General features: G+C 45.5%; 25 protein-coding genes. 15 read left to right on the forward strand and 10 right to left on the reverse strand.

The window, feature by feature from the left end:
- Window positions 1-167 precede the first annotated feature (167 nt).
- The 3 genes from U8U01_RS09505 to U8U01_RS09515 are packed head-to-tail and all read right to left on the reverse strand — an operon-like array spanning window position 168 to window position 1,583.
- Window positions 168-806 carry a sigma-70 family RNA polymerase sigma factor gene (locus U8U01_RS09505; protein WP_322173670.1) on the reverse strand — a complete coding sequence of 213 codons (639 nt, stop codon included), beginning with the start codon at window positions 804-806 and terminating at the stop codon, window positions 168-170.
- A 28-nt stretch (window positions 807-834) separates the two neighbouring features.
- Entirely contained in the window at window positions 835-1,266 is a 432-nt protein-coding gene (gene spoIIAB, locus U8U01_RS09510) for an anti-sigma F factor (protein ID WP_322173846.1), read from the reverse strand.
- Window positions 1,266-1,583 (reverse strand): anti-sigma factor antagonist, encoded by a 318-nt coding sequence (locus tag U8U01_RS09515; RefSeq protein ID WP_322173672.1) that lies wholly within the window; start codon window positions 1,581-1,583, stop codon window positions 1,266-1,268. The genes spoIIAB and U8U01_RS09515 overlap by 1 nt, the downstream gene beginning before the upstream one ends.
- Window positions 1,584-1,852: 269 nt before the next feature.
- Between U8U01_RS09515 and U8U01_RS09520 the strand changes: the two genes are divergently transcribed.
- Window positions 1,853-3,046 carry an S-layer homology domain-containing protein gene (locus tag U8U01_RS09520; RefSeq protein ID WP_322173673.1) on the forward strand — a complete coding sequence of 398 codons (1,194 nt, stop codon included), beginning with the start codon at window positions 1,853-1,855 and terminating at the stop codon, window positions 3,044-3,046.
- A 54-nt stretch (window positions 3,047-3,100) separates the two neighbouring features.
- On the forward strand, window positions 3,101-3,733 hold the full coding sequence (locus U8U01_RS09525; protein WP_322173847.1) for a GyrI-like domain-containing protein: 633 nt from the start codon (window positions 3,101-3,103) through the stop codon (window positions 3,731-3,733).
- Window positions 3,734-3,860: 127 nt separating this feature from the next.
- Here U8U01_RS09525 and U8U01_RS09530 read toward each other — a convergent pair whose 3' ends face one another.
- Window positions 3,861-4,517 carry a sugar O-acetyltransferase gene (locus tag U8U01_RS09530; protein ID WP_322173674.1) on the reverse strand — a complete coding sequence of 219 codons (657 nt, stop codon included), beginning with the start codon at window positions 4,515-4,517 and terminating at the stop codon, window positions 3,861-3,863.
- Between the two features lie 220 nt (window positions 4,518-4,737).
- Here U8U01_RS09530 and aroA point away from each other — a divergent pair, with 220 nt between their 5' ends.
- Genes aroA through U8U01_RS09550 form a run of 4 tightly spaced genes read left to right on the forward strand, consistent with a single transcriptional unit; the run spans window position 4,738 to window position 8,807 of the window.
- Window positions 4,738-6,048 carry a 3-phosphoshikimate 1-carboxyvinyltransferase gene (aroA, locus tag U8U01_RS09535; protein WP_322173676.1) on the forward strand — a complete coding sequence of 437 codons (1,311 nt, stop codon included), beginning with the start codon at window positions 4,738-4,740 and terminating at the stop codon, window positions 6,046-6,048.
- Window positions 6,029-7,123: a chorismate synthase gene (gene aroC, locus U8U01_RS09540; protein ID WP_322173677.1), complete on the forward strand. Its 1,095-nt coding sequence runs from the start codon at window positions 6,029-6,031 to the stop codon at window positions 7,121-7,123. Before aroA ends, aroC begins: the two co-directional genes overlap by 20 nt.
- Before the next feature lie 15 nt (window positions 7,124-7,138).
- Window positions 7,139-8,278, forward strand: a complete 1,140-nt coding sequence (locus tag U8U01_RS09545) for a bifunctional chorismate mutase/prephenate dehydratase (RefSeq protein WP_322173679.1) — start codon at window positions 7,139-7,141, stop codon at window positions 8,276-8,278.
- Between the two features lie 22 nt (window positions 8,279-8,300).
- Entirely contained in the window at window positions 8,301-8,807 is a 507-nt protein-coding gene (locus U8U01_RS09550; RefSeq protein WP_322173681.1) for a GNAT family N-acetyltransferase, read from the forward strand.
- A gap of 35 nt (window positions 8,808-8,842) precedes the next feature.
- Here U8U01_RS09550 and U8U01_RS09555 read toward each other — a convergent pair whose 3' ends face one another.
- Together U8U01_RS09555 and deoC are read right to left on the reverse strand one after the other, a co-directional pair.
- Complete coding sequence (locus U8U01_RS09555; RefSeq protein ID WP_322173683.1) at window positions 8,843-9,448, reverse strand: sugar O-acetyltransferase; 606 nt, start codon at window positions 9,446-9,448, stop codon at window positions 8,843-8,845.
- Window positions 9,449-9,463: 15 nt separating this feature from the next.
- On the reverse strand, window positions 9,464-10,147 hold the full coding sequence (gene deoC / locus U8U01_RS09560; RefSeq protein WP_322173684.1) for a deoxyribose-phosphate aldolase: 684 nt from the start codon (window positions 10,145-10,147) through the stop codon (window positions 9,464-9,466).
- 108 nt (window positions 10,148-10,255) lie between these two features.
- On the opposite strand from deoC, the gene recQ reads away from it, so the two are divergent.
- On the forward strand, window positions 10,256-12,196 hold the full coding sequence (recQ, locus tag U8U01_RS09565; protein WP_322173686.1) for a DNA helicase RecQ: 1,941 nt from the start codon (window positions 10,256-10,258) through the stop codon (window positions 12,194-12,196).
- 128 nt (window positions 12,197-12,324) lie between these two features.
- Window positions 12,325-13,605 carry an L-cysteine desulfidase family protein gene (locus U8U01_RS09570; protein WP_322173688.1) on the forward strand — a complete coding sequence of 427 codons (1,281 nt, stop codon included), beginning with the start codon at window positions 12,325-12,327 and terminating at the stop codon, window positions 13,603-13,605.
- Window positions 13,606-13,822: 217 nt separating this feature from the next.
- Here U8U01_RS09570 and U8U01_RS09575 read toward each other — a convergent pair whose 3' ends face one another.
- From U8U01_RS09575 to U8U01_RS09590, 4 genes are all read right to left on the reverse strand, one after another.
- Window positions 13,823-14,149: an NUDIX hydrolase gene (locus U8U01_RS09575; RefSeq protein WP_322173690.1), complete on the reverse strand. Its 327-nt coding sequence runs from the start codon at window positions 14,147-14,149 to the stop codon at window positions 13,823-13,825.
- A gap of 8 nt (window positions 14,150-14,157) precedes the next feature.
- Window positions 14,158-15,564 (reverse strand): NADPH-dependent glutamate synthase, encoded by a 1,407-nt coding sequence (gene gltA / locus U8U01_RS09580; RefSeq protein WP_322173692.1) that lies wholly within the window; start codon window positions 15,562-15,564, stop codon window positions 14,158-14,160.
- Window positions 15,557-16,417, reverse strand: a complete 861-nt coding sequence (locus tag U8U01_RS09585; RefSeq protein ID WP_322173694.1) for a sulfide/dihydroorotate dehydrogenase-like FAD/NAD-binding protein — start codon at window positions 16,415-16,417, stop codon at window positions 15,557-15,559. Before U8U01_RS09585 ends, gltA begins: the two co-directional genes overlap by 8 nt.
- Window positions 16,418-16,611: 194 nt before the next feature.
- Window positions 16,612-17,658: a hypothetical protein gene (locus U8U01_RS09590; protein WP_322173696.1), complete on the reverse strand. Its 1,047-nt coding sequence runs from the start codon at window positions 17,656-17,658 to the stop codon at window positions 16,612-16,614.
- Between the two features lie 293 nt (window positions 17,659-17,951).
- Between U8U01_RS09590 and U8U01_RS09595 the strand changes: the two genes are divergently transcribed.
- From U8U01_RS09595 to U8U01_RS09625, 7 genes are all read left to right on the forward strand, one after another.
- The gene (locus tag U8U01_RS09595; RefSeq protein ID WP_322173698.1) at window positions 17,952-19,571 is read left to right on the forward strand and encodes an S-layer homology domain-containing protein; all 1,620 of its coding nucleotides are present in this window, start codon (window positions 17,952-17,954) and stop codon (window positions 19,569-19,571) included.
- 742 nt (window positions 19,572-20,313) lie between these two features.
- Entirely contained in the window at window positions 20,314-21,006 is a 693-nt protein-coding gene (locus tag U8U01_RS09600; protein ID WP_322173700.1) for an iron-sulfur cluster assembly scaffold protein, read from the forward strand.
- A gap of 34 nt (window positions 21,007-21,040) precedes the next feature.
- Window positions 21,041-22,051: a GGGtGRT protein gene (locus U8U01_RS09605; RefSeq protein ID WP_322173702.1), complete on the forward strand. Its 1,011-nt coding sequence runs from the start codon at window positions 21,041-21,043 to the stop codon at window positions 22,049-22,051.
- 216 nt (window positions 22,052-22,267) lie between these two features.
- Window positions 22,268-23,764: a dockerin type I domain-containing protein gene (locus U8U01_RS09610; RefSeq protein WP_322173704.1), complete on the forward strand. Its 1,497-nt coding sequence runs from the start codon at window positions 22,268-22,270 to the stop codon at window positions 23,762-23,764.
- Window positions 23,765-24,321: 557 nt separating this feature from the next.
- Window positions 24,322-24,930: a hypothetical protein gene (locus U8U01_RS09615; protein ID WP_322173706.1), complete on the forward strand. Its 609-nt coding sequence runs from the start codon at window positions 24,322-24,324 to the stop codon at window positions 24,928-24,930.
- Between the two features lie 43 nt (window positions 24,931-24,973).
- The gene (locus U8U01_RS09620) at window positions 24,974-25,867 is read left to right on the forward strand and encodes a tyrosine recombinase (protein ID WP_322173708.1); all 894 of its coding nucleotides are present in this window, start codon (window positions 24,974-24,976) and stop codon (window positions 25,865-25,867) included.
- Window positions 25,868-25,903: 36 nt separating this feature from the next.
- Entirely contained in the window at window positions 25,904-26,896 is a 993-nt protein-coding gene (locus tag U8U01_RS09625) for a DUF624 domain-containing protein (protein ID WP_322173710.1), read from the forward strand.
- The last annotated feature ends 70 nt before the right edge of the window (window positions 26,897-26,966 follow it).

Raw genomic sequence — 26,966 nt, forward strand, 5'->3', positions numbered from 1 at the left:
CGACCACACTTGATCGCTTATGTCATGTCTGTGATAGGAAGCATCCATCTTTTCCTCTCCTGTCTTTTTTGATGCTTCTATTCTATCACAATTCCTCTACCTTGTGTAGACACTATCTAGAGGAATATCAAGGAATAAGGCCGTGTAGGCCCATAGGCTGTGCCTGCTCAGCTATTTGCAGAGAACTCTTCCCGCATATAGGCCAACAGCTTTTTTTCTCTACGGCTTACCTGTACTTGTGTCATACCTAGCAGTTCAGCGGTTTTGCTCTGTGTCATAGCCTGAAAATATCTGTACTCAATAAGCTTACGATCTGGTTCTTCCAGTTTTCGCAGGATAGTGTGTAGGGTTAAATGCTCCGTCATACGCTCTTCTGGTGCGTCTATTGGGATTTCCAGTTGCCCACCTTCCTCACTATCTGTTAGCGATACAGGCTGCCGTAAGGCCCCCAGGGCCAATGCAGCCCGTTCAGGTGTAATTCCCAGGGTTTCGGCAATGTCTTCTATAGTTGGGGATCGCCCATGAGTTTCTCGTAGTTGTTCGGAAACTTGCCGGACTTTCTGCCCTAGTTCCCGCAGCCCACGGGATACCCGGAAGGCGCCGCCATCCCGGAATAACCGGCGTATTTCACCCAAGATTACCGGTACTGCATAGGTGGAAAACTTTACCCCCCGGGTGGGGTCAAAGTGTTCCGCAGCTTTTACCAGCCCTACGCACCCGGCCTGAAATAAATCATCATACTCCACACCCTTGCCCATCAGCCGCCTTGCACACAGGTGTACAAGCCCGATGTTCTCTGTGACCATCGGTTGTCCGGCAGGGGTGGGGAGTTGATCAAGGCTTTGTGGCAAAGTTCTTGGTTAGCGTTACGCTGGTGCCCCGGCCCACCGTAGACGTCACCTTTACCCGGTCACAAAAACTTTGCATCACTGCAAACCCAAGCCCAGCACGTTCCTGGCCACCTGTGGTGAACAGGGGCTCCATGGCCTGCTTAATATCCGGGATGCCACAGCCTTTATCCCGCACTTGAATGACAGCCTTTCCACCCTCATAAATCTTTACGTTTATGTAAACTGTACCGATTTGTTCCCGGTATCCGTGCACAATAGCATTTGTCACAGCTTCTGATACCGCTGTGCGTATATCGGACAAATCCGCTACTGTAGGATCCAGTTGAGCTAAAAAGGCGGCTACCGCTGCCCGGCCAAACCCCTCATTTACCGAGTTGGAAGAAAAGCTGATTTGAGCCTGGTTAAGAGGTTTCATCATCCAGCCCTCCTTTCGATGACTGCTACAGTAGATATGCCTGCCAGTTCTACCATTTTATTCAGGGTGGGAGAGAGCCCGCATAACACGACCCGTCCTTTCCAAAAGTTGCATAGCCGTACCCGGCCCAAAATTAGCCCTACCCCAGAACTATCCATGAAAGGGACTTCACCAAAGTCCAGCCGAAGACAGTAAGGTTTTAGTTTATGGGCGGTATCATCAATCGCTTCCCGCATTTCCCGGGCGCTATGGTGGTCAATCTCTCCTGTGAGTTTGGCTGTAAGTACACCCTCCTTGTAGCTAAGCTGTACGCTCATGCTTTCAACTTCCTTTCTCAAAATATCTAAATATCTGTGCGCGCCTATGGTTGAGGCCATAGGGTAGTGATACCCGTGGCAAGAGTCATCAAAAAGCGCGTGATGGACTTTCAGGTATATTCTACAGGCTTTTGTCCGCAGTTTTTGCAGAAGACTGTCAGGCTAATGGTATTTTCCGGCAAAAAGCTACCCACTCTATTGACTTTGGATTGAATGTGTTGTATAATTTTATTAACAAAATAAATTTAATCTTTGGGAGGTATGCTGCAATGAAAAAATGTACGGCAAGATGGCTTTCTTTGGTATTTGCCCTCTGCTTGCTGATGACTGGTTTTGTGCCGGTGTGCGCTGGGGCTGTCTATGACGACCACGTCTTTGAGGATCTGGGCACTAAAAACTGCTATGAAAGCTACATCAATCAGGGGGCTAAGCTTGGCTTTGTCAGCGGTACCTCTGAAACTACTTTTTCCCCCAAGCAGCAGGTAACAAGGGGCGAGGCTGTAACAATGCTAGGTCGTATGCACGAAAAATACACAAGTAATCCGGTGGAGGACAGCGCAGAAACATCGTTTCAGGACGTGCATGGAAAGGCCTACTACACGAAGTATGTGGCTTGGGCAGAGAAAAACAGCTTGGTAACTGGTTATGGCGACGGAACCTTCCGGCCAGGCCGGGCGATTACTAACTGTGAGTTGGCTGTGATCCTGCAGAATTACTTAGGATTGGTGGAGTCCCATGGTCTTTATCCTGTCGGGGACAATCCGTTCCATGGGGAGTTTACACCGCCTACCTGGGCAGCGGATGCGATGCAGGAGATGTGCGACTATGGGGTTTATTCCTACAATGGTACACCAGAGGATGAATTCTTGAATCCTTGGCTTAAAAGTACCCGTGAAATGACGGTTACAGCTATCGTTCGACTGTATGAGCGTATTCTTTTCCGCCCGGAAACAATAGAACCCTGCCTGGCCTATCGTTATGAGGCACCGGCAATTACAGCGGATGTTTCTGATTTCTACCCGTTGGGTGAAAACAGGTTCCAGGTAGTGTCTAGCCTTGAAGAGTTTTTTAGCCTGCGGGAACAGGTTAAGGAGGAAAGCCAGCAGTTTACCCTCCTTACATCCGGGTATTGCAATTTGGAACTAAGTGAGGTTTTCTTTACCGAATACGATCTGTTAGCCGTGGATGTGCAGGCTAAGTTCCACCCAGATTTAGTTGCGCGCTGGATGGATTTAGAGATAACAGAAGGTACCGCCGACGTAAACTTCGCTTGTGATGGGCTTGTAGGTAAGTCCCTGGATGTGCCAGGATATATCTTCTTCCTGGTAGTCCCAAAAGGTGCGGATATTACCACAGTTAATCAGCATTGGTACCACCTGACGGAGAAATCATGGACAACTTCAGCAGAAGAAAACTTAGAGGAATGGGGTAAGGAGTTGCCGCCTCTGCTAACGGCAGAATAACGGCATCTGATGATTTGAAACCTTTTGATCTGAACTTGAAAGGGGAAATGCGTTCTGGCGTTTGATTATAAAAAAGAGTATAAGGCTTTTTATCAGCCTACCACAAAACCCAACCTTATTGAGGTGCCGTCGATGAATTTCGTAGCTGTACGGGGTAGCGGCAATCCTAATCAAGAGGATGGGGAATATAAGACAGCGATAAGCATTCTATATGGGGTTGCGTTCACAATAAAAATGAGCAAAAAAGGCGACCACCGAATAGAGGGGTATTTTGACTATGTGGTGCCGCCGCTGGAGGGTCTTTGGTGGCAAAACGATGGGAAGAGCATTGATTTTTCTCATAAAGATAGCTTTCAGTGGATATCCATGATCCGCCTACCCGATTTTGTGACCCCTGAGGAGTTTGCTTGGGCCGTAGGGGAGGCTACAGCCAAAAAAGGTACAGATTATTCTAAAGCGGAATTTTTAACTTACCAGGAAGGGCTTTGCGTACAGTGTATGCATATAGGGCCTTACGATGCCGAAACAGCCACCTTAGAGAAAATCTTGGCCTTTGCTAGAGATAATGATTGTTTGCCCGACCACTCGGAAACTCGGCGGCATCACGAAATTTACTTAGGAGATCCGCGAAAATGTGCGCCTCAGCGGTTACGCACTGTGATTCGGATACCTGTACGCCGTACTTAAATAAAATCGCCCGAAGAACAAAGCGCGTGGCTTGTCTTCGGGCGATTTTTATGCGTCTGCTAGGATTTGACGATTGCATCTTTGCCTATAAAATATAGGGCAGCCTAGTTAACGTTATTTGTCGATGCTAATTTTGATATATCTCTGTTTCGGCAGTATATCCGCCCAAAATCTCCGGCTTTTGCATCACACTATCTGCCTCGGTGATTTCTCGAATTACCCGGCAGGGATTGCCCGCGGCAAAGCTGTTTGAAGGAATATTCCTGGTCACCACGCTGCCAGCGCCAATTACGCAATTATCACCAATGGTAACACCAGGACAAATCACTACATTGGCACCCAGCCAGCAGTTATGCCCTATATTAACAGGTTTTGCGTAACATACATGACGCAGTGTACCGTCCGGACTATAGAGTGCTTTGCGTTCTTCTGGCAGCATGGGGTGAACCGGTGTTACAATCGTTACATTCGGACCAAAATCACAATTATCTCCAATAACTACCTCGGCATCATCTTGAATAGTTAGATTAAAGTTACCAAAAAAGTTTTTACCGATTTTTGTGTGTTTACCATAGTGGAAGGCAATGGGACCTTGAATACGGCAACCTTCACCCATTTCGCCCAGAATTTCTGCAAGGATAGCATAGCGCTTTTCTTCCTCATCTTCATGAGTTTGGTTGTAGTCCACATCCAAATTGTGAGTTCTCAACTTAATAGCTTTTAATTCAGGATCTGCTGGGCAAAACAGGACTCCTGCGGCAATACGCTCTTCTTCTTTTGTCATAACAACTTCTCCTTAAAAATGATGGATTGTTTGCTTATATTTTACTCTCTTCTTTTCGAAAAAGCAAGCTATATTTGGTACATACTACTTTGGCAGACAATATATTAGGCAATTTCTTCAACTACTTTGATAATTCAAAATTCTTGCAAGAAACCGCAAAAAATGGTATAATTAGTAGCAATGAAGATGAAGGCAAATTAAGAATTTGATTATCGGGAGTATGATCATGGAACAGATACGTTATGGATCACGTCTTTCCGGTGGGCAGGTTACGGTGCCACCAAGCAAATCTGCAGCTATTCGGGCACTACTCTGTGCATTGCTTACGAATGGAAAGTGTATACTGCGTGGGATGGAAGAAAGCGAGGACATACAAGCTACAGTATGTGCAGTTCAAGCTTTGGGCGCGCTGATAGACTGGGATAAGAAACAACGTACAGTAACCGTAAACACACAGACAGAATTCGTGCATGGTGGAACGATCCATTGTGGTGAGTCTGGATCGCTATTGCGATTTATTATTCCTATTGCTGCAGCGATAGGTGGTAACTGGCGTTTTACCGGCCAGGGACGTTTGCCACAGCGGCCCCTAGGTGTTTATGCCGAATTATTACCCACCCACGGAGTAGCTTTCCGCAGTGGCGGTGGCCTGCCATTGGAGATAGAAGGTAAACTCACACCAGGTTTTTTTGCCTTGCCTGGGAATATCAGTTCCCAATTTATCACAGGCCTGCTTTTTGCCCTGCCCTTGCTGAAGGCAGATAGTGAAATCCGCCTGACATCGCCACTGGAATCGCAAGGTTATGTGGATATGACACTGGATATCCTCCATAATTTTGGTGTAAGGCTATATGCTACACCCACTGGTTGGATAGTACCGGGTAATCAAAGTTATACGGCCAAGGAATATAAAGTAGAGGGTGATTGGTCGCAGGCGGCATTTTTTCTAAATCTGGCAGCATTGTCCCCTGATGGGGCACAGATACGTATTGCTGGGCTGACAAAAGATTCTTTGCAAGGTGATCGGGCTTGCGTCCAAGTATTCGGTAGGTTTGGGCTGGATACCTGGTGGGAAGATGATATACTGGTAACACAGAATAGGCGAGCCAGTGAACCTTTTGGCGGGTTGACTGGGTTAGTGATGGATGTATCTCAAATTACTGATATGGTACCCGCGGCATCTGTATGTGCTGCTTTGAGTCAAGGCGAAACCCGGTTTCTTAATGCTGGGCGGTTGCGCCTAAAAGAAAGCGATCGTTTGGCTGCCATGGCTGGGGCTATTACAGCATTAGGTGGGAAAGCTATGGATGAAGGAGATGCATTGGTAGTTAAGGGGGTAAAATGCTTAGACGGAGGACTGGCGCAAGGATGTAATGACCACCGGGTGTTGATGGCGTTGGCTGGAGCAGGACTTCGCAGTGTGAAACCAGTATGTGTGACTGACCCCTGGAGTATAAAGAAAACATATCCAAATTTTTATGAAGAACTAAAAAAACTGGGAGGCGAGGCGGATGTCATCAAGTTGGGGTGAGAGAATTAGGGTGTCGATTTTTGGGGGCAGCCACACGGAGGCGATCGGCGTCAATATAGACGGCCTCCCTGCGGGAGAGGCTATAAATTGGCAACAAGTGTTAGTCCAAATGGCCCGCCGCGCCCCAGGGCAGGACAAAACTGCCACGACCCGGAAGGAAAGTGACACTCCAAAAGTACTGTGTGGGCTGTTAGATGGCGTAACAACAGGCGCTCCTCTTTGTGCAATAATTGAGAACGCCAACCAGCGTCCAAAAGATTATAGCCAACTCAAAGTTTTGCCCCGGCCTGGTCATGCAGACTATACTGCCGCAGTAAAGTATGCAGGCTACCAAGATGTGCGAGGGGGAGGGCACTTTTCTGGTAGGCTGACGGCTCCGCTGGTATTTGCAGGAGCGGTGGCCAGGCAATTGCTGAATCGACGGGGAATTACGGTAGGTTCGCATATTCGAAAAATTGCGGGATGTGCAAGAGTTGATTCTGCTCTGGATCCAGTAAATGTTTCCCCCATGCTATTAGAGCGGCTAAATCAGGAGTATTTTCCCGTGATTGACCCCGCTGTAAAGGAAGAGATGCGTACGGCTATTGAACAGGCACGTATGGCACAGGACAGCGCTGGCGGTATAGTAGAATGCGCGGTTGCAGGACTTCCAGTAGGGGCGGGGAACCCAATGTTTGCCGGAGTAGAAAACCTAATCGCATCTTTGGTATTCGGAATCCCAGCGGTGAAGGGGATAGAGTTTGGTGCGGGTTTTGCAGTGGGAGATATGAATGGCAGCCAGAATAATGATGCGTTCTATGTGGAAAATGGGGGAGTTAAGACCCGGACAAACCATGCTGGCGGTGTTCTTGGGGGGATCACCAGTGGTATGCCGCTTATCTTTTCGGCAGCTTTTAAGCCAACCCCTTCTATTAGCAGGGAACAGGATACAGTGAATTTGGACACGATGGAAGATGCTAAATTGAAAATTACCGGCCGTCACGACCCCTGTATTGTGCCTAGAGCCGCTGTAGCTTTGGAGGCAGCAGCTTGTATTGCCGTACTGGAATTGCTGGCTCAGAGCAGTATGTTGTAAAGGAGTAATGGAGAAATGGATGAGTTGGAATATCAGGAAAAGTTGGGAAAAGAAAGGCAGCAAATCGATCAAATCGATAAAAAGCTTTTACCACTATTTATGGAGCGGATGAAGTGTGTAGAACGTGTGGCAAGGCTTAAGCAAGCGGCAGACGCACCGGTGTTTAACGCACAGCGGGAGAAGGAAATTTTAGAGAGGGTGTATAGAGAGGCCGGTGCTTTGGGGAGTAGTGCGGTTGCCTTTTTTCAAGCAATTATGTCGATAAGTAAGGCACGGGAACATGGGTTTATGCCTGGTGAAACCCCATTAACTGTATTGGAGCGGGATGCGCGCCGCCAACTGCCAAATACCGGCCGAGTGGTCTGCCAAGGGGCCCAGGGTGCTTATTCCCAACAAGCGGCTCGTAGCCTTTTAGGAGATCGGGAAATTGAATTTGTACCGAATTTCGAGCAGGTGTTCCACGAAGTAGATCAGGGGGCTTTGGGTGTGTTGCCTGTGGAGAACTCAGATGCTGGCTCTGTAACAGCGGTATATGACCTGATCCTTCGCTATCGCTTTTTCATTGTTGGGGCAATCGGCATTAAAGTGGAGCACTGCCTTGCTACTGCTGGTAATGGGCCAATTACAAAGGTGCTTTCCCACCCGCAGGCCCTATTACAATGTTCACAGTATATTACCACTCACGGTCTGAAAACAGAGGAATTCTCCAACACTGCCGCCGCCGCCGAGTATATAGCTAAAGAGCAACCTGCTGGAGTCAGCACAATCTGCTCGGTGGAGGCCGCAGAGCGTTGTGGTTTACATATTGCTCAACGCAACATACAGAATGTGGAAAACAATACAACCCGCTTTGTAGCCATATTTAAAGAGGCAGTTTTGCCAGAAAAGGCCAACAAAATCAGCCTATGCTTTTCTCTTCCACATACCACTGGATCGTTACATCAGATTCTGCAACGGTTTGCTATATGCGGCTTAAACCTAACTAAGATCGAATCCCGACCCATTCCAGGCAGTAAATTTGAGTATGATTTTTATCTTGACTTTACTGGCAACATCCATGATTCAGAAACCCTAGGTTTGATTTGCGCGTTACATACTGAGTTACCACGGTTTTCATTTTTAGGAAACTACAGCGAATCTGGTGAAACAGAGTAAAGAAAGATATGGAGAAGATAAAATGAGATTTGAATTAAGAAAAGTAGACACGCCGGAAGATATTAAAACGTTATGTATGGTGGCAAAGCAAGCCTGGCACCATACATATGATAAATTACTGGCCCCAGGCCAAGTAGATTATATGGTAGAGATGTTCCAATCTCCTAAAGCCATAAAAGAGCAAATGGAAAACGAGAACTACGTGTATTATCTGATTTATTTAGAGGGTACGCCTGGCGGGCTGGTCGGTTTTTCTCCACGGTATCAGGGGCGTGACGAAGTGTTTTTAAGCAAGCTGTACTTACTGCCTGTATTGCAGGGTTCTGGTGCGGCCCGCAAGGCAATAGAACTAGTGGTAGCCGAAACCCATCGGCAAGGCCTTTCCATTATCCGGCTAACTGTAAATAAGTACAATACCCATGCTGCTGATGTCTACAGGCACTATGGTTTTGAAACAGTGGAGAGTACGGTTACAGATATCGGGAATGGTTACGTGATGGATGACTATATTATGGTAAAGAAATTATAAATAGCATCCCCCAGTTTACCACTGGGGGATGCTATTTATAATATTGGCATGATTCTGTCTTTGTCCGTAATTTCACGAATTAATCGACAAGGTACACCTGCGGCTAGGCTGTAAGCTGGGATATCATGGGTTACGACACTGCCGGCACCAATGACACAACCATCGCCAATCGTCACGCCGCCACATACTGTCACATTAGCGGCAAGCCAGCAGTCATTTCCAATATGGATAGGCTTAGAGTATTCGGGCTGTAGTACGGAACCTTCTGAAGAGATTTGGGTGCGTTCCTGCGGATGAAGGGGATGCATAGGGGCAGCCAGCGTACAATTAGGTCCAAATAAGACATTATCCCCAATAATAATCCAACCACAGTCCAGCGCTGTAAAATTATAATTGGCCGAGGTGTTTTTACCTATACGAAGAAAGCATCCGTAGTCCAGACGGATAGGCGGTTGAAACCAACTGCCTTCCCCAAAATAAGGGAAAAGTTCTTCCAAAAGCCGGGTCATTTCTTCAAAATTGCCTGGATGGGTATTATTAAATCGGAAACACAAATCCCGAGCTTTTCGGCGCATGGCAGTCAACTCTGGGTCACCAGGGTCATACTGCAAGCCGGAAAGCATTTTTTCTTGTTCTGTCAAGGTAGCACCTCCTAATTATTCGCCAAGCCCTTCAAGGATTGCCACACCACAGCTTGTACCTATACGGGATGCTCCCGCCTTAATCATAGCTAGCGCCTGCTGTGTAGTTCGAATACCGCCAGAAGCCTTAACCAGTACTTCATTGCCAACACAATGTTTCATCAGTTGTACATCCTCCAGGGTAGCGCCAGAAACTTTACCTGGAATAGAAATGCCAAAGCCAGTAGAAGTTTTAACAAAGGCAGGGCGTATACGGCACGCGATCTCGCAGAGATGCTTTTTCTCGTCATCTGTAAGATAGCAGGTTTCAAAAATCACCTTGCTGGTAACCTGATGCGTATTACAAGTGGCCACAATACGGCGCATTTCCTCTTCAATAAAATCCCAGTGCCCGCTTTTTAACTTAACTAAATTGACTACATAATCAATCTCCCGTGCTCCATTATCAATCGCATCTTTCGTTTCAAAAACTTTGGTCGCTACACTACACTGCCCCAAAGGGAAACCTATAGTAGCGTCGCAGAGGACATCAGTATCACCTAACATTTCTTTGCAAAAGGCAACCACAGCACTATTTATGGCAACGGATTTAAACTGATACTTTACAGCAGTTTCACAGTGTTGGCGTAAATCTTCGAGGGTAACAGCAGGCTTTAGTAAAGTATGATCCAACATTTGGGCGAATTGTTTTTTATTCATAAGCCTTTTCCTTTCATATACATTCTGCCAAGTTATTCCTAGTATACCAGAGGTGATCCTGTCTGTCAAATCAATAAAGCAGGTAAATACTGTCCTTCCTGTGCAAAAATGGACACAGAGTCTGAGCTTGCAAAAAACAGAAAAAAGAGGTATACTGTAACAAAGGTGCTAAAAAAGTCAATTTGGAGGGTGAGAAATATAGACAAGCGAGAAATGCTAAAGAATTCCTTTGGGCATGATGGATTTAGACAAGGACAGGAGCCGTTAGTGGACGCTCTATTGTCTGGCCGGGATGTGTTAGGTGTGATGCCTACAGGGGCCGGCAAGTCTATCTGCTATCAACTACCGGCATTATTACTACCTGGGCTGACATTAGTCATCTCTCCTTTGATTTCGCTTATGAAAGACCAGGTGGCAGCACTGATTCAAGCAGGGATACCAGCCGCCTATATTAATTCGTCTTTGACTGTATGGGAATGCGGAGAGGTTTTGCGCCAAGCTAAACAGAAAGCCTACAAGTTGTTATATGTAACACCAGAACGGCTAATGACCCGAGAATTCTCCTGTTTAGCAAAACACATAAATATTTCCATCATAGCAGTGGACGAAGCCCATTGTGTGTCCCAGTGGGGACAAGACTTTAGGCCCAGTTATTTAAAGATTGGTGAGTTTATTCGCTTGTTACCAAATCGCCCCGTGGTAGGGGCATTTACTGCTACAGCTACTGCACAGGTTAAAGAAGATATAGAAAGGCTCTTGCTGCTTGAAGATCCGTTGCAGGTGACAACCGGATTTGACCGTCCAAATCTTTTCTTCGAAGTTGCCCGTCCTAAGAGTAAAGATGCTTGGCTGCTAGATTTTTTAGCTAGTCGTTTAGAGCAAAGCGGAATCATTTACTGTGCTACACGGAAAGCGGTGGAATTTGTATGTTATACTTTATGTGGGCAAGGTATATCTGCAACCCGGTATCATGCGGGGTTAGAAGATCAAGAGCGGCAGAAAAATCAAGAGGATTTTGTATATGATCGAGTTAAAGTAATGGTTGCCACGAACGCTTTTGGTATGGGTATTGACAAATCCAATGTTAGCTTTGTGGTGCACTATAATATGCCTAAGAATATGGAAAACTACTACCAAGAGGCTGGACGTGCAGGCCGCGACGGAGGGCGTGCGCATTGTGCGTTGCTTTTCTCTCTAGGTGATGTCCAAACCGCACGGTTCCTAATTAATAATGCAACGGATAATGATGTTCTTTCCGATGACCAGAGAGAATTAGTACGGCGGGAAGACCTGCATCGACTAGAATGTATGATAGCATACTGTAAGACACAAAGCTGCCTTAGGACACATATGTTAGCATATTTTGGTGAGATACCGCCTGCCAAATGCGGAAACTGTAGTAACTGTACCAGTGAACAGGAGCAGCGAGATATCACCATTGAGGCACAAAAAATTCTTTCAGGTGTAGCGCGGGTAGAAAGAAAGTATCATAAAGGATTAGGCATGACTATGATTATAGGAATGCTACGGGGGAGTACAAACGCCCGTGTATTAGAGCTGGGTCTAAATAAGCTTTCTACCTATGGGATAATGAAAGAGCAGAAACAAGCAAAAGTGCGGGAATACATTGAGTTCCTTGTAGAAGAAGGCTATCTAGCTTTACTTGGAGAATACCCCGTACTCCGGTTACAGGCGAAGTCAAAAGGAGTATTACTTGGTCAAGAGCAGGTGATTTTTTCATACCGTAAGCCAGCGAAAGCGGAGAAACTTGTCCAGGTAAAAGGTTCTGATGGGGTACTGGGGGAATCAGAACAGGATTTGTTCAATACTCTACGAATGTTACGTACCAGACTGGCTAGTGCAGAGGATGTGCCTGCCTACATTGTGTTTTCTAATGCTACTTTAGCAGACATGGCAGAAAAACAGCCGGATAGTATGGAAACGTTCCAACTGGTTTCTGGTGTGGGGAGAGTGAAAGCAGAGAAATTTGGACAGGCATTTTTAGAAGAAATTGCAAGCTGGAGGCAAAAAAGGCAAGATATACTTTAATTTTTGTAAAGACTAATCTGCTCAGATCCTGTCTATAATATTTGGCCAACCGATGAATTGTTACAACCAGCGTTAAAAGCGGGCTATGGCAATTTTACACAAACAATAAAGCATTGGGAGGGACATAAATGCTATCTGAACATATCAAAGAAACCTATATATCCATCCTCCGGGAAGAACTGATCCCTGCTACTGGGTGCACAGAGCCTATTGCATTGGCCTACGCCGCAGCCCGTCTTCGTGAGATATTAGGCACCTTACCAGAACGGATTGTGGTACAGGTTTCAGGCAATATTATAAAGAATGTTAAAAGTGTGGTGGTACCCAACACTGGAGGGATGAAAGGTATACAAGCTGCTATTGCAGCCGGTGCGACAGTTGGGAATGCAGGAAAAATCCTGCAGGTTATTGCGTGTGTTCCCCCAGAAAGGTACGCAGATATTGCAGGCTATGCTGCTACGGTACCGATTGAGGTGATATGTGCAGATACTCCAAGGATTCTGGATATCCAGCTTATTGGTTGGGCTGGAGGGCATTGTGCGCTGGTGCATATAGCCGATAACCATAGTAATATTATCCGAGAGGAAATGGATGGTCACACTTTGTTAGATAAAGGAGACACAGAAACTGCTGTGGGGGAGCATATAGACAAAAGCCTATTAAGGGTAGCAGATATATTGGAATTTGCTGATACAGTAGAATTAGATGATATTTCCTGTCTGCTAGAACAGCAAATAGTTTGCAACACGGCTATTGCTTCGGAAGGGCTACAAGGAAATTGGGGGGCAAATATCGGTTCAGTGCTGATGAGTGATTACCCAAACGATATAAAAACTGAGGCTAAAGCCTGGGCTGCTGCTGGCAGTGACGCGCGGATGAGTGGCTGCGAGATGCCAGTCGTTATCCTTTCCGGGTCAGGCAATCAGGGCATTACAGCGTCGGTTCCTGTGGCACGCTATGCCGCCCATTTAGACATCAGTAGAGAAAAACTATACAGGGCCCTGTTGGTTAGCAACCTCGTTACGATTGAGCAAAAAAGTGGTATAGGCCGGCTTTCTGCCTATTGCGGTGCCGTTAGTGCTGGTGTAGGGGCCGGGGCAGGCATTGCTTACCTGCTGGACGGCAGCTTTGAAGCGATTGCGCACACAATAGTCAATGCTGTTGCAATTATCAGCGGCACGATTTGCGACGGGGCAAAACCCTCTTGTGCTGCTAAAATTGCTGCCAGTGTCGATGCAGGGATTTTGGGCTACCATATGTACCGGGCTAGCCAGGAGTTCAAAGGGGGAGATGGTATTGTTACGCATGGGGTAGATGATACCATTGCCAACATTGGAGTGCTGGCTAAAGAAGGGATGCGTCAAACTGACCGTACCATTTTGGAAATCATGACAGAGCGATGCTGCTAAAGAACGCCCAGAGAGTTTCTCTACTCTCTGGGCATTCTTTATGTTAAGTTGACTTATGTAGACTGGAGTAATGCCTCCAGCACTTTTATTTCCCTATCAAGCCAAGGTACATATGTGTGTTTCAATAGGTTACGATTGGTTACCAATGCCACTTCTGGTTTCACCCATACTGGCCGGAAATTCTCTCTGGCCTCATAGTCATCCAGGTGTAGGGGAACTACCTGTCAGCCACTTCACAGAAAAAGTAGAATGAGTCCATCTCCAAGACGTCGGCAGTGTTTCCCTTGCGCCGTTCATGGGTAACTGCCCATAGGGCGGATATACCGAATACCTTATGTCCAGTTTCCTCTAAAACTTCTCGAACCAGCGCAGTTTCTGGAGATTCTCCAGGTTCTAAACCACCTCCGGGAAATTTGTAATCACCTGCATCTGTATGGATCATCAATAACTTGCCCGCTCGCAAGATGACTCCGCGGGCAGCAGTACGCCGATAAATGCTACCGTTTTTGGGTAGACCCTCCTGATGGATTGTAATTTCAATCATATAACGCCTTATTCTCCACCAACTGGGGTTGTACCACATAAGCTTTCATGGATAGCCTTGGCTGCGGTTTTGCCTGCCCCCATAGCTAGAATTACTGTGGCCGCTCCAGTAACGGCATCTCCGCCAGCATAAACATGATCACGGCTAGTAAGGCCCGTTTCTTCATCTACAATAATACCGCCCCACTTTTGGGTATCCAAGCCCTTGGTTGTGACCTTAATCAGTGGATTTGGGGAGGTGCCAATGGCTATAATCACACAATCCACATCCAACACAAACTCCGAGCCCGCCTTTTCTATAGGGCGGCGCCTGCCACTGGCATCCGGTTCACCCAAAGCCATTTCCAAACACTCCATCCCTTTAACGGCACCATTTTCATCCCCTAAGATTCTTGAGGGATTATTTAAAAGTTTGAATGTAATTCCTTCCTCTTTAGCGTGCTCTACTTCTTCTACACGGGCGGGCAATTCCTTTTCTGAGCGGCGGTAAACGATGTATACATCTTCTGCCCCTAAACGCTTGGCGCAACGTGCTGCATCCATTGCAACATTACCACCACCAACCACAGCAACTTTTTTTGCGTGTTGAATAGGTGTGTCACTATCTTGCATATATGCCTTCATAAGGTTAACCCGTGTAAGGAACTCATTAGCCGAGTAGACGCCCTTCAGGTTTTCACCAGGAATATTCATAAACCGGGGCAGCCCTGCACCGCTGCCGATAAAGACAGCCTCAAAGCCCTGTTCCAGCAATTCATCTACAGAGAGTGTGCGCCCAATGACCATGTTGGTTTCTATTCTTACCCCCATAGCCTTTAATCCATCAATCTCTTTTTGCACAATAGCTTTGGGGAGGCGGAATTCCGGAATTCCATAGACCAAGACCCCTCCGGCAGTGTGTAGCGCTTCAAACACAGTGACCTCATAGCCTAGTCGTGCCAAGTCACCCGCACAGGTTAGGCCAGAAGGGCCTGAACCCACAATAGCCACTTTATGGCCATTTGGTCGCGGGCACTTAGGGAGGGATACCGTATGCTCATTATGCCAATCAGCGGCAAAGCGTTCTAAACGGCCAATACCCACGGGTTCACCTTTGATACCCCGTACACATTTTTGTTCACATTGGCTTTCCTGTGGGCAGACTCGTCCACATACAGCGGGAAGAGCACTACTTCTCGCAATAACCTGGTAGGCATCCTCAAAATTCCCTTCAGCCATATGTTTAATAAATTCGGAGATCATAATGTTAACCGGGCAACCAGCTACGCAAGGGTGGTTCTTACACTGTAAGCAACGGTTTGCTTCGTCAATGGCCTGCTCGGCCGTATAGCCAAGAGCAACTTCTTCAAAGTTTCTATTTCGCACAGTAGGAACCTGGGATGGCATCTCGTTCTTTTTCAGTGACATATTAGGCATGGTGTTCCACTCCCTTAAAGAGATTGCAGGTTTCCTCATGGACCCTGCGCTCAAAGTCTCGGTACATAGCCCCACGGGCCAAGGCCTCGTCAAAGTCCACTTCAAAACCGTTAAAATCCGGACCATCGACACAGGCAAACTTAGTAACACGCTTACCATCTTGGAGCAAACTCAGACGACAGCCGCCACACATCCCTGTTCCGTCTATCATAATGGGGTTCATACTGACAATAGTTGGTATAGAAAACTCTTTCGTCAACTGGGTGACAAATTTCATCATGATCAGTGGGCCAATAGCAATTACCCGGTCATACTGCTCGCCACCCTCAATAAGTTGGCGTAAAGCATCGGTTACCAGGCCTTTGTGACCAGCAGAACCATCATCTGTCATGAGGATGAGTTTATTGCTGACAGTCTGGAACTCTTCCTTCAAAATGACAAGGCCCTTATTTCGAAAGCCTACTATTGAATGAACCTCTGTTCCCTGTAAATGTAATTTCTTGGCAACAGGATAGGCGATGGCACAACCTACACCGCCGCCAACTACTGCCACTTTTTTTAAACCAGTAGTATGAGTCGGGACACCCAGGGGGCCGACAAAATCCTGCAAGCAGTCTCCTTGACAGAGATTGTTCAGTTTTTCGGTAGTGGCCCCAACTATTTGAAAGATGATCGTAACGATACCGGCCTCGCGATCAAAGTCCGCTACAGTAAGTGGTATCCGTTCCCCTTGTTCATCAACACGCAAAATAATAAACTGTCCAGGCTGGGCCTTTTTTGCCACAGCAGGAGCATATATGTCCATCAGTGTGACAGTAGGGTTAAGTTCTTTTTTCTTCATAATTTTATACACATATATCACTGTCCTTGTCCTTTTTTGTAAAGCAAATAGGCTTGACAGGGTAAATGAAATTAAGTGCGTAGGTAAAATCCCTAGAAAGCCATCGTTACTTATAGTTGTTATGCTGACATTATATCACCTTTCGTGCTAAAACGCAACTAAGGAAAAGGCCGGAAGGAATCCCCTTCCGGCCTAAATATTCGTGCTTATTGCTGAGGTGGTTGGTTCCTATCGCCTGTTTGATCTTGCGGCTGTTGGAACCCGTCAGCGTTACTGGGGTGTTCATACGGCATCTGTTGTGCGCCAGGCATGGGAACATATGCCTGATATGGATATCCCTGCGTGGGATCTATTGGCTGAACAGGTGGAAAGAGGACATGGTTCATTTGTTTGCGGAAACGGCTCAGCAATACTGCCATAAGAATATAGGCAACACCTTGAGAGATTGCAGCAGCTCCGCCGATAGGACTGGCAAACAAAGCACCCATACCAGAAATAAAACTGCATACTGCAATGAAGTAAGTCATACCAATCAGATAATTTGATACGCGGTCGTCGGCCATACCCGTAACGGAAATCGTTTTGGTTCGGTTAATCATACGGATAATGCTAGCTTGATAAGTAATAGCCAATATCATTGCAAACATAAAAAAGGCTATAATGAGTGATAAAATAATGATAATAGTCAGTTTTAATTCGTCAATGTCGGCCGAAGAATAGAAAGAGAATTTATAGAGATCAATGGAGTTGCTGGCAATCAGTGCAATACTAAGGCCGCAAACAGCTAAAACGAGCAGGGATATAAGACATAAGGCGATCATTCGAATATAGCACAGGACTTTACAAATGGTTAGACCTGCCGTAGAAATATTGCCAGATACTCGGCTGCGACAAGTAATAAAGTGCAGCCACATGGCTACGGCAATCAGGATGGCGGGCACAGATGAGAAAACTGCGCTGGCCACAGAAGTAGAGCGCATCATATCCATTACACCACTAATGGTATCCAAATCAAATCCCATAGAGTACGCATAGTAGTACATATTGTACAGGCTGTCGTTCAGCCCTGTAGACGAAAATATGACTAACAGCGTAGAGAGGGAGAGGCAGATAGCCATTGCCAAAAAAAGCGGGGAAGACCCTATGGCTTTGACAACATTCAGTGCGGGATTGTCCGATAATGGTGCTGGCTGCAAAGTGCAAGGGCATATGGTACCGTCTGGAATCTCACGGCCACAGTTGGGACATATCATGGTAAAACCCTCCAAAATAATAGGATAAATAGCAGCGAACCAGCCGCTCTAATCAATACTATATTACATTTAAGGAAAAAATGCAAATCTTTTTCGAGCAAATGGGCTAATTTTTTACATTTTCCTATAGTGCATGGACAATCTTTGGCAAATGTGATATAATAAATTGGTAATTAGTGAACTAGCGGGGAGGCTATATACATATATTTTGGTTTATTCATGCCTTCACGCAAGCAAACAATTTATGTGGGTTTGCCTACAACATAATTTTGTACAATGAAAGGGGAATAAAAATGAAAAGAAAACTTTACCGTCTGCTATGCCTATTTCTAACCATCTTGCTCCTATGTACGGGTGTCCCAGTAACAGCCAGCGCAAAGAGGTTCTCGGATGTACCCAATGGGGTGTGGTTCGCGGATGCAGTAAACGCGATGGTAGACCGGGGGGTAATCAGTGGTGTAACCAATACAGCCTTTGTGCCGTATGCCCGGTTAACTCGTGCCCAATTTGTATCTATGCTCGCGCATTGTGCGCTTAGCGAAGGTGAAATACAGGCATATTTCTATTCCGGTAGGTTTGTTGATGTTCCTACCACGCACTGGGCCAATGGCTGTGTGAACTGGGCCTATGAGGCCGGGGTGGTTTCAGGAAAGTCAAAAAACCGCTTTGCTCCCAACGAATATGTATCCCGCCAAGATATGGCTGTTATGGTAGTCAATTATGCTAAGGCGGTCGGCTTGGAGTTACCGGCAACACAAGGGCCGATTATGTTCTTAGATAGAAATTCTATTGATAGCTATGCGAAAGACAGCGTTACTGTATGCCAGCGTGCGGGGATGCTTTCTGGCTATGAGGACATTACCTTTCGGCCAAAGAATACTGCCCAGAGGTGCGAAGCCGCAATGGTTGTATCGCAGTTTTTGGACAAATCCCGTTCTGCTGGCTATAAGATTATTCGCAAACGGATGTATGGGTTATCCATCTCAGCCGTAGAATTTGACCCCAGCAATTTTATGGCAGGTGTCGCACTAGGCAGCAACCGGGTGCGCGGAGCGGAAAGTATGACCTCTATCGTTAACCGCACAGGAGCGAAAATAGCGGTAAACGCTGGTTTTTTTGACATGAGCAGCTACGATCCCTATAGCACCATTATTTCCGATAGTAAATGGGTTACACTTTTCAATATGTTCTCTCCAGCAAAGTCGGCTATTACAATGGACTCTTCTGGAAATTTCTCCGTTGAGAACTATTATGCAAGACTATATGCCGATTTGACTACGCCGGATGGTACACAGATGACGAGGCATACCTTAGGCGTTAACCGTTATCCAGGCGCTGGGGATGGGACAAAACTTATTTTCAATAGCTATTGGGGGAGTAGCTTGGGGTTTGTGCCAGAGTTTGCAGCGGCTGTTAACACCAGTGGTGAGGTTACGGCTATTTACCACAATCAGGATGTAAGCATCCCGCAAAGTGGTTACCTTCTGGTTGTCCGTTCTCCCAAAGATGATGCTTTTGTTAAGGCAATCACAGTTGGCTCGCTTATTAATCTTCGGATGGATTATGAAGGCTCCACTACTCAGGATATCAAACTGTCCATTGGCGTCGGCCCTAAGATTGTGGAAAACGGCCGCGCATATGGGGATGCCTCTACGTATGCAGCGGAAGGGCTAGCCTCGTCTGCTGGAGGTACCGCGCGCAGGGTATGTATCGGCGTACGCTATGATGGGAAGTTGGTTATTTTGACCGCTGCCGATGCATCTTTAAGGAATCTCTCTGATATTATGGTGGCAATGGGCTGCAAATCTGCTGTTAACCTAGATGGTGGCGGATCCACAAACCTTTATGTTGATGGCCAATGGCTGTATGGCCCCCAAAATCGCCTGCTCAGCAATGTGCTGTATTTTAAATGATGGGAAAGCTGGGTTTTTCCTATGTGGGAGCATTGTACCTGCTCATGCTCTTTGTGCCTAACTTGCTGTGGACCAGGGCAAAACCTGCGGGATATTCCTCGTCAGGGGAAAACCATGTGTTGCAGTTTCTGGAGCAGATTGGGCAAGTGTGTACCACTTGCTGTGCGCTAATCTTTGTAGATTTCAACCTGCGCGCCTGGTCTGTGTGGAACTTGTGGCTGGCGGTCTCATTTTTACTGATGCTTTTATACGAACTTTGGTGGATCCAGTATTTTTGTGGCCCAAAAACACTATTGGCGTTTTATGGCAATATGTTAGGGATACCCGTACCTGGCGCAATGCTACCCGTAGCGGCCTTTCTGTTTCTAGGGGTATACGGCCGCAACTGCTGGATGATCATTTCCTCACTGGTTTTAGGAGTAGGGCATATTGGCATACACTGGCGACACAGGTCTGAAATCCATAGACAGAAAGAGAAAGAATCTCAATAGATATCGGCAAAGAATATCTTGCTGCGCGCTAACATGAAACTGTGCAGCTATTACCTGGCTACAGATGTGGCATAGAAAGGGAAGAGAAGACAGCAATATGTCGAAAGCGCATTGCGGCATTTTTCAATTTAACTCTTGAATATTTGCCGGTTTATGTATATAATGAATGTAGATTGGTATTTTGGGCAGCTTTGCGCCTTATGGGACATAAGCCGCACAAAAAACACTAAGAAACCGAAAGGAGTACCAATATGAACTATTCCCATGAAGTGGAAAACATGTGTACGGTGAAAAAGGGCCCCCATCATGGCCCAGCGCCCATTCCAGAGGAAGGAAAGTGGGTTAAGGCCTATGAAATCAAAGACATTTCTGGCCTCTCTCATGGTATTGGCTGGTGCGCTCCACAGCAGGGAGCATGCAAGCTGACACTGAATGTAAAGGAGGGGATCGTACAAGAGGCTCTTGTAGAAACTTTGGGCTGCTCTGGTATGACCCATTCGGCTGCTATGGCTGCTGAAATCCTGCCTGGTAAGACTCTTTTGGAATGCTTGAACACTGACCTGGTGTGTGACGCTATCAACGTAGCCATGCGTGAGATCTTTAAGCAGCTAGCCTATGGCCGTAGCCAGACCGCTTTCTCTGAAGATGGCCTGCCCATCGGCGCGGGCTTGGAGGATTTGGGCAAGGGCCTGCGTTCCCAGGTAGGCACTATGTTCTCCACTGGTGCTAAAGGTGTCCGCTACATGGAGATGGCTGAGGGCTATGTTATTAAGATGGCCCTAGACGAGAATAACGAGGTTATTGGTTATCAGTTTGTTAAGCTGGGCAAAATGCTGGAGGACATCCGTCATGGCGTTTCTCCTGACGAGGCCTATAAGAACAACATTGGCCAGTACGGCAGGTTTGACGGCGCTGCCAAGTACATAGATCCCAGAGAAGAATAATTTCTGACCATACTATCATTAGGAGGACAACTAAATGGCTAACGACGTCATGTTTGAAGGCAAAGAAAGAAGAATGCCCAAGATTGAAAAATGTCTTGCAGAGTATGGTCTGGGCAGCCTAGAGGAGGCCCGTGAACTCTGCAATTCTAAGGGCTTTGATCCTTACGAAATTGTGAAAGGTGTACAGCCTATCGCATTTGAAAATGCCGGCTGGGCCTACACGTTGGGCTGCGCTGTAGCAATCAAAAAAGGTGTCAAAACCGCTGCTGAGGCCGCTGAGGCCATCGGTATTGGCTTGGAGGCTTTCTGCATCCCCGGCTCTGTGGCCGAGCAACGCAATGTAGGTTTAGGCCATGGTAACCTGGGCGCTATGCTGCTGCGCGACGAAACCAAGTGCTTTGCATTCTTAGCTGGCCACGAATCCTTTGCGGCGGCAGAAGGGGCTATCGGCATCGCGAAAACCGCCAACCGCGCCCGTAAGGAACCCTTGCGTATCATCCTAAACGGTTTGGGTAAAGATGCCGCTTACATCATTTCCCGTATCAATGGTTTTACCTATGTAAAGACAGACTATGATTTCTTTACTGGCGAGTTGAAGGTGGAGGAAACCAAGCCCTTCTCTGACGGCGAACGCGCTGCTGTTAAGTGCTACGGTGCCAATGATGTGCTAGAAGGCGTGGCCATCATGAAACACGAGGGTGTTGATGTATCCATTACCGGTAACTCTACCAATCCTACCCGGTTCCAGCATTTGGTGGCAGGCACCTATAAAAAATGGGCCCTAGAGAATGATAAGAAATACTTCTCTGTGGCCTCTGGCGGTGGTACCGGACGCACCCTGCATCCTGACAACATGGCTGCTGGCCCTGCCTCTTACGGCTTAACCGACTCTATGGGGCGTATGCATGGTGATGCCCAATTTGCGGGATCCTCTTCTGTCCCGGCTCATGTGGAGATGATGGGCTTGATGGGCATGGGCAACAATCCTATGGTGGGAGCCACGGTCGCCTGCGCTGTAGCGGTATTTGAGGGCTTAAATAAGTAAAATAATCAGTGTAAAAATTGCTTTCTTCATAAAAAGTAAACCTGGTATAAAACTATGCCGAGTTTACTTTTTTGTTTTAAAACGGTTAGCGTGTAATTTCAATAAAAAGATTGCTCAAATAAGTGTTTTTGTGTTTTTTTGTATTGAAATCAACGCGGTGAGGGTGTATAATAAGTAAAAAGATCGAATTTTGTCAAAAAGAAAGGAGGATCAACGTTGAAAACGAATTCACACCACAATCAGCGTAGACATTTTCACCGATGGAAAATGATTCTTTTCCTTATGGTCGCAGTCCCACTATTTTCATTGCTAGCTTTTAGCAGTGGAGATGGTGTGGAACAGTATTACATTACTTCATCAGACAATCGAGAAATACTCGCATTTGGGCAGGGGGATGATGGTGTATATCTTATGCTACGGGAGGAAGAAGGCATCTACGCTTACTGTATAAGTCCTGAAAACGGTGGAATAGAAGAACTAGATGTGACGGAGATTCAGCCACAAAGTGGGTTTATCTGTAGCGGTGCGCTGGGTATGCTGGGCGATGTGGATGGGATTCCTACCTTATTGCTTTGGAGGCCAGGAGAAGACTTAGAGGCAGTAAAGAGTAACGGCTTATCATTTTATGCATTCGACATTCCTGATGATGCGTTCCGTACCGTTTTGGCAGATGGGCCATTCTATCTTGCCAATATTGGTGGTGATGTGGAGGTTTATGCTAAAGATGCGTTTGACCCAGAATATGTCGGGTTAAGTGGTGTAACTTTCTTAAGCAGTACCCCCAATGGAAGAGTCTACGCTTATGCAGATGGCACATTGTACCGCTGGGAGGGCAATGCATATAACGAACGCGAAGAATATCCTTGCCCAGTGCCGCCAGAAGGCATTCTTGGTGAAGATGGCTTTTTGGATCAAAACGGTATAATAAAAGTGATAGAAAACGGGGAGGTTACTACAGCCGTTACGGGTATTGAGCAGCTAGCATTGGAACTATGCTTTGTACATGGCAGTGAAATTTACACAGCCACAGCAGCGGATACTGTTTGCCGGTACAATCTGCTGGGGGAGATTACAGGGACATTTTTACCAGATGGATATGTGCGAGGCTTAACTACTGCGTGGGCTTTGATTGAGAAAGATGGTGCATTCTTTTTATCACCTTATATCTTTACTACAGAAGATGATTCTGCTGAAGAAACGCCTGAACCGACCAGTGAACCAACGCCTATTCCAACTGTAGAGCCCAGTGAAGAGCCCACTCCATTACCAAGCGAAGATCCTTCACCAATTCCATCGCCCAGTGTCATGCCAGATGAAACCGATCCCAAGCCAAAACCATTTTACAAGGAAATCGAAGTAGATGAAATAACTTATGTATTATTAGAAGAAGATACAACTGTCAGACAGTTACGGGAACTTAAGAAACCAGAGGCGGTTTTAATAATGGGTTCATCCGGTATCCCACTAGCCGAGGGGAAACTAAAGACAGGTATGAAGATGAATGACGCGATTATTGTTATTATAGGTGATTGTAATGGAGATGGGTATGTTAGTAGAGCTGATATGATCATGATGGAAGATTATGTTTTAGGAAAAGATGGATTTGCCAAGGAAGAGGCTTTTTTAGCGGTTGACTTAGACTATGACGAGGAGATTACTTTGCTTGACTTAGTTGCTATGGCTAAGATGCTTGGTAAACGGGGGAGAGGGTAAATAGGAAAAAACCAGGGGAACAGCAACAGATGATGAATGCTGTACCTCTGGTTTTATTTTGCTTTTTACTGGGTTATGGCTACTGAACTATGTAATTGAATTCCTCAATAACACCTGTGTAAAGCCAACTGGTTTTCGTTTATAAAAATTAGCACTGTAAAGCCTTTGCGTCCACAAACTTTGTCAAGCAAGTACCTTGACGATGGTAAATATACATGAGTTTACATAATTTTCTTCGCATGGTTTTTGTCGTTTATTGAAAAAAGTAAAAACATTCACGGGCCCTATTGCAAAATCATCTGCAATAGGTTATAGTATTATTATAGAAAAAGCGACGATAAATTTAATCTCTAATTTTTAGAGTTTAGAATCTGTTAGGTTGTCTTGAGAATTGATGTAAGTAATTAACTTTACAAGCATTCCTTTTCAATTATTAATTCGATTATTTATCAATATAATACTTTTGCTTTATGTGAGAATACTTAACCTTTTTTTTTCATAAAAGTGCTTTGATAGGGATTTACCATCTATACAGTCATCTCAAAGGAGCCTATATTATGAAAAAAACGGACGCGCTGTTTAACAGCAAGTTTTTATTGCGTTTTTCCAGCCGTAGAGTATTCTTACCCTTGTGTATTTTCCTGATTTGTGGCGTATTTATAGGTTCTGCCGCTGTATCAGCGTTTAATTTATTTCAAGGCCAAGCTACACTGCCGCTACTGTTTTCCGGTATCCCTTTGATAAATGCTGGCTTTTTCTCCGGTTTTTCTACGGTGTTACTAAATACATTAATAAGTCTTATTATCCTATTTTTATTAGGTGTTACAGCTTTCGGGGCCATTGGAGTTCCTGCATTTATTTTTTGCAAAGGAGTTGCCATTGGAATTGGTGTACTATCCTTTTTGGTGGATGGTGATTGGCAACAATTTGTTGGTTGTGTATTAAGTTATACGCCGGTGGCAACCGCATCATCTATGCTTTTTTTGCTTTTTGCTACTCGGGCATTAATTTTTTCAAATAGTTTGGCAAAAGCAGGTTTTTCTTCACAACAGGAAAGTTTAAATTTTCAATTCTACTTTAGAGATTTCTTATCTTTTCTCTGTTTGGCCGTGACACTTTCTTTGGTCGGAAGTTTTTTGGCTGTGCTGGGTGGGGTGCTTTTTTAAACTTGGAACCGCTCTTGTATCCGTTAATGAAGAAGGTATCTGTATGAAAATTGATTTTTTCCTCTTGTTCAGTGAGTATCTGGCTGATCAGAAATCAAACTCTGCTAACACACGTGAATCTTATCTGCGAGATACCATGAACTATTTGACTTATTTGGCGGAATTAGATGTTTCTCCTCTAGAAGCTGATGAACGGGATGTCCAGAGTTTTGTTGATCGATTGCATGATATGAATCGTTCTACCACTACAATTGCCCGTAATTTAGCATCGGTGAGATGTTTTTATAAGTTTCTGATGTACACGGAGATGGTAGATCATAACCCTGCGAAAAGCATTAGGGCCGGTAAGGCAGAAAAAAAGCTCCCGCAGGTATTACTAGGGGAAGAGATTGATCTACTGTTGGACCAACCAGATATTACCGAGCCCAAAGGATGCCGGGATAAGGCTATGTTAGAATTACTATACGCTACAGGAATACGAGCGTCGGAACTGATTAATCTGGATGTAAAGGATATTAATCTTCGATCGGGTGTACTATATTGCAAGGGGAATAAGGGGATACGTACTATCCCTGTTTACCCATCAGCAGTAGTTGCTGTTTCCGATTATATATATCGAATGCGTGATCTGCTTACAGGACTAGGGAGCAGCAACGCATTATTTGTCAACCTAAATGGTGGCAGGCTAACCAGGCAGGGGTTTTGGAAGATTGTCAAAAGTTATGCTATCGAGGCGGGGATTACAAAGGAAATAACACCACATACCATTCGGCATTCCTTTGCATTGCACTTGCTCGAAAATGGCGCATCCGTAAAAGATATCCAGACTATGATGGGGCACGCTGACATTTCTTCTACACAAATCTATGTACAGTTAATGGATGACCATGTGAGACAAGTATATCAAGATTGCCATCCCAAGGCAAAATTGGGTTAAAATATTCTGAAAATGAATTAGATGGGAGTTGGTTTTTTGGCATTTTTAGGTCTTTTCGGGAATTATGATAAGCCTGGCCCAGGGGTTAGTAAGGACGAGCCCCCCAAAGCTGCGCCAGTCCGTTTCTTTGAGGTTCTCTTACGAAAATTTTCGAAATTAGTTCAACTTAATTTGATTTTTGTACTGCCTACCTTAGTTGCCATCGTACTCATGGTGCTAATTTATTTGTTTCCCACCCACTTCGTGATACAAATAGCTGGCGTTACACAAATTGACGGGTGGGCCAGTTTTGTGGTGCCAATTCCGCTCATCTTGTTAACGCCTTTTTCTGCTGGATTGACCATAGTAACGCGAAATTTTTCCAGGGAGGAGCATGCCTTTGTCTGGTCAGATTTCTGGGAGGCTGTAAAGACAAACTGGAAATATTTCCTGCTGAACGGCTTTATTGGCTATACGGTATATATCATTTTGGGGTTCTCTATCATCTATTATTACAATATGGCAATCGCTCAATGGCTTTACTATATCCCACTGTGGATGTGTGTAGTGGTTGCAGTCGTGTTTTTGTTCGCCCAGTACTATTTACCAGTGATGTTTGTAACCTTTGACTTAAAATTTACCCACGCATATAAGAATGCGCTAATTTTTACAGTGGCCGGTTTTGGACGGAATATTTTGCTTACTATCATCCTGGCTGGTCTTATGATCCTGATGTTAAATCTTCCTCTGCTGAATATAACGCTACTGGCATATGCACTTTTATTGCTTTTCTTCCTTTTTTCCTTTATCTCTTATCTGGTTAATTTTACTGTTTATCCAATTATAGACCGCTACCTTATCCAGCCGTATCAACGTATGCAAGAAGAGAAAGATTCTGATTTTGCTACACCCGTTCCCGCTGAAGAAGAATTTGCAGGGCTGTTTACGCAGGTGGAAGAGGAAATTGACGAGGACAAATATGTTTATGTCAACGGTAAATTGGTGAAACAATCTGAACTTAAAAAAGGCGAGCGGAAATTAGAAGAATAAGGACAAGTTCTTTCATGTAACCAAAAATAAAACCGTTGGAGAGATTATAAATTTCTCCGACGGTTTTTTT

This window comes from Acutalibacter caecimuris (assembly GCF_034335085.1).
Classification (GTDB): Bacteria; Bacillota; Clostridia; order Oscillospirales; family Acutalibacteraceae; genus Acutalibacter; species Acutalibacter caecimuris.

Bases quoted from the DNA above. Each gene is read 5' to 3' on its own strand.
- U8U01_RS09505 (WP_322173670.1), bottom strand. From the start codon at position 806: ATGGTCACAGAGAACATCGGGCTTGTACACCTGTGTGCAAGGCGGCTG.
- spoIIAB (WP_322173846.1), bottom strand. From the start codon at position 1,266: ATGAAACCTCTTAACCAGGCTCAAATCAGCTTTTCTTCCAACTCGGTA.
- U8U01_RS09515 (WP_322173672.1), bottom strand. From the start codon at position 1,583: ATGAGCGTACAGCTTAGCTACAAGGAGGGTGTACTTACAGCCAAACTC.
- U8U01_RS09520 (WP_322173673.1), top strand. From the start codon at position 1,853: ATGAAAAAATGTACGGCAAGATGGCTTTCTTTGGTATTTGCCCTCTGC.
- U8U01_RS09530 (WP_322173674.1), bottom strand. From the start codon at position 4,517: ATGACAAAAGAAGAAGAGCGTATTGCCGCAGGAGTCCTGTTTTGCCCA.
- aroA (WP_322173676.1), top strand. From the start codon at position 4,738: ATGATCATGGAACAGATACGTTATGGATCACGTCTTTCCGGTGGGCAG.
- aroC (WP_322173677.1), top strand. From the start codon at position 6,029: ATGTCATCAAGTTGGGGTGAGAGAATTAGGGTGTCGATTTTTGGGGGC.
- U8U01_RS09545 (WP_322173679.1), top strand. From the start codon at position 7,139: ATGGATGAGTTGGAATATCAGGAAAAGTTGGGAAAAGAAAGGCAGCAA.
- U8U01_RS09550 (WP_322173681.1), top strand. From the start codon at position 8,301: ATGAGATTTGAATTAAGAAAAGTAGACACGCCGGAAGATATTAAAACG.
- deoC (WP_322173684.1), bottom strand. From the start codon at position 10,147: ATGAATAAAAAACAATTCGCCCAAATGTTGGATCATACTTTACTAAAG.
- recQ (WP_322173686.1), top strand. From the start codon at position 10,256: ATGGACACAGAGTCTGAGCTTGCAAAAAACAGAAAAAAGAGGTATACT.
- U8U01_RS09570 (WP_322173688.1), top strand. From the start codon at position 12,325: ATGCTATCTGAACATATCAAAGAAACCTATATATCCATCCTCCGGGAA.
- U8U01_RS09575 (WP_322173690.1), bottom strand. From the start codon at position 14,149: ATGATTGAAATTACAATCCATCAGGAGGGTCTACCCAAAAACGGTAGC.
- gltA (WP_322173692.1), bottom strand. From the start codon at position 15,564: ATGCCTAATATGTCACTGAAAAAGAACGAGATGCCATCCCAGGTTCCT.
- U8U01_RS09590 (WP_322173696.1), bottom strand. From the start codon at position 17,658: ATGATATGTCCCAACTGTGGCCGTGAGATTCCAGACGGTACCATATGC.
- U8U01_RS09595 (WP_322173698.1), top strand. From the start codon at position 17,952: ATGAAAAGAAAACTTTACCGTCTGCTATGCCTATTTCTAACCATCTTG.
- U8U01_RS09600 (WP_322173700.1), top strand. From the start codon at position 20,314: ATGAACTATTCCCATGAAGTGGAAAACATGTGTACGGTGAAAAAGGGC.
- U8U01_RS09605 (WP_322173702.1), top strand. From the start codon at position 21,041: ATGGCTAACGACGTCATGTTTGAAGGCAAAGAAAGAAGAATGCCCAAG.
- U8U01_RS09615 (WP_322173706.1), top strand. From the start codon at position 24,322: ATGAAAAAAACGGACGCGCTGTTTAACAGCAAGTTTTTATTGCGTTTT.
- U8U01_RS09620 (WP_322173708.1), top strand. From the start codon at position 24,974: ATGAAAATTGATTTTTTCCTCTTGTTCAGTGAGTATCTGGCTGATCAG.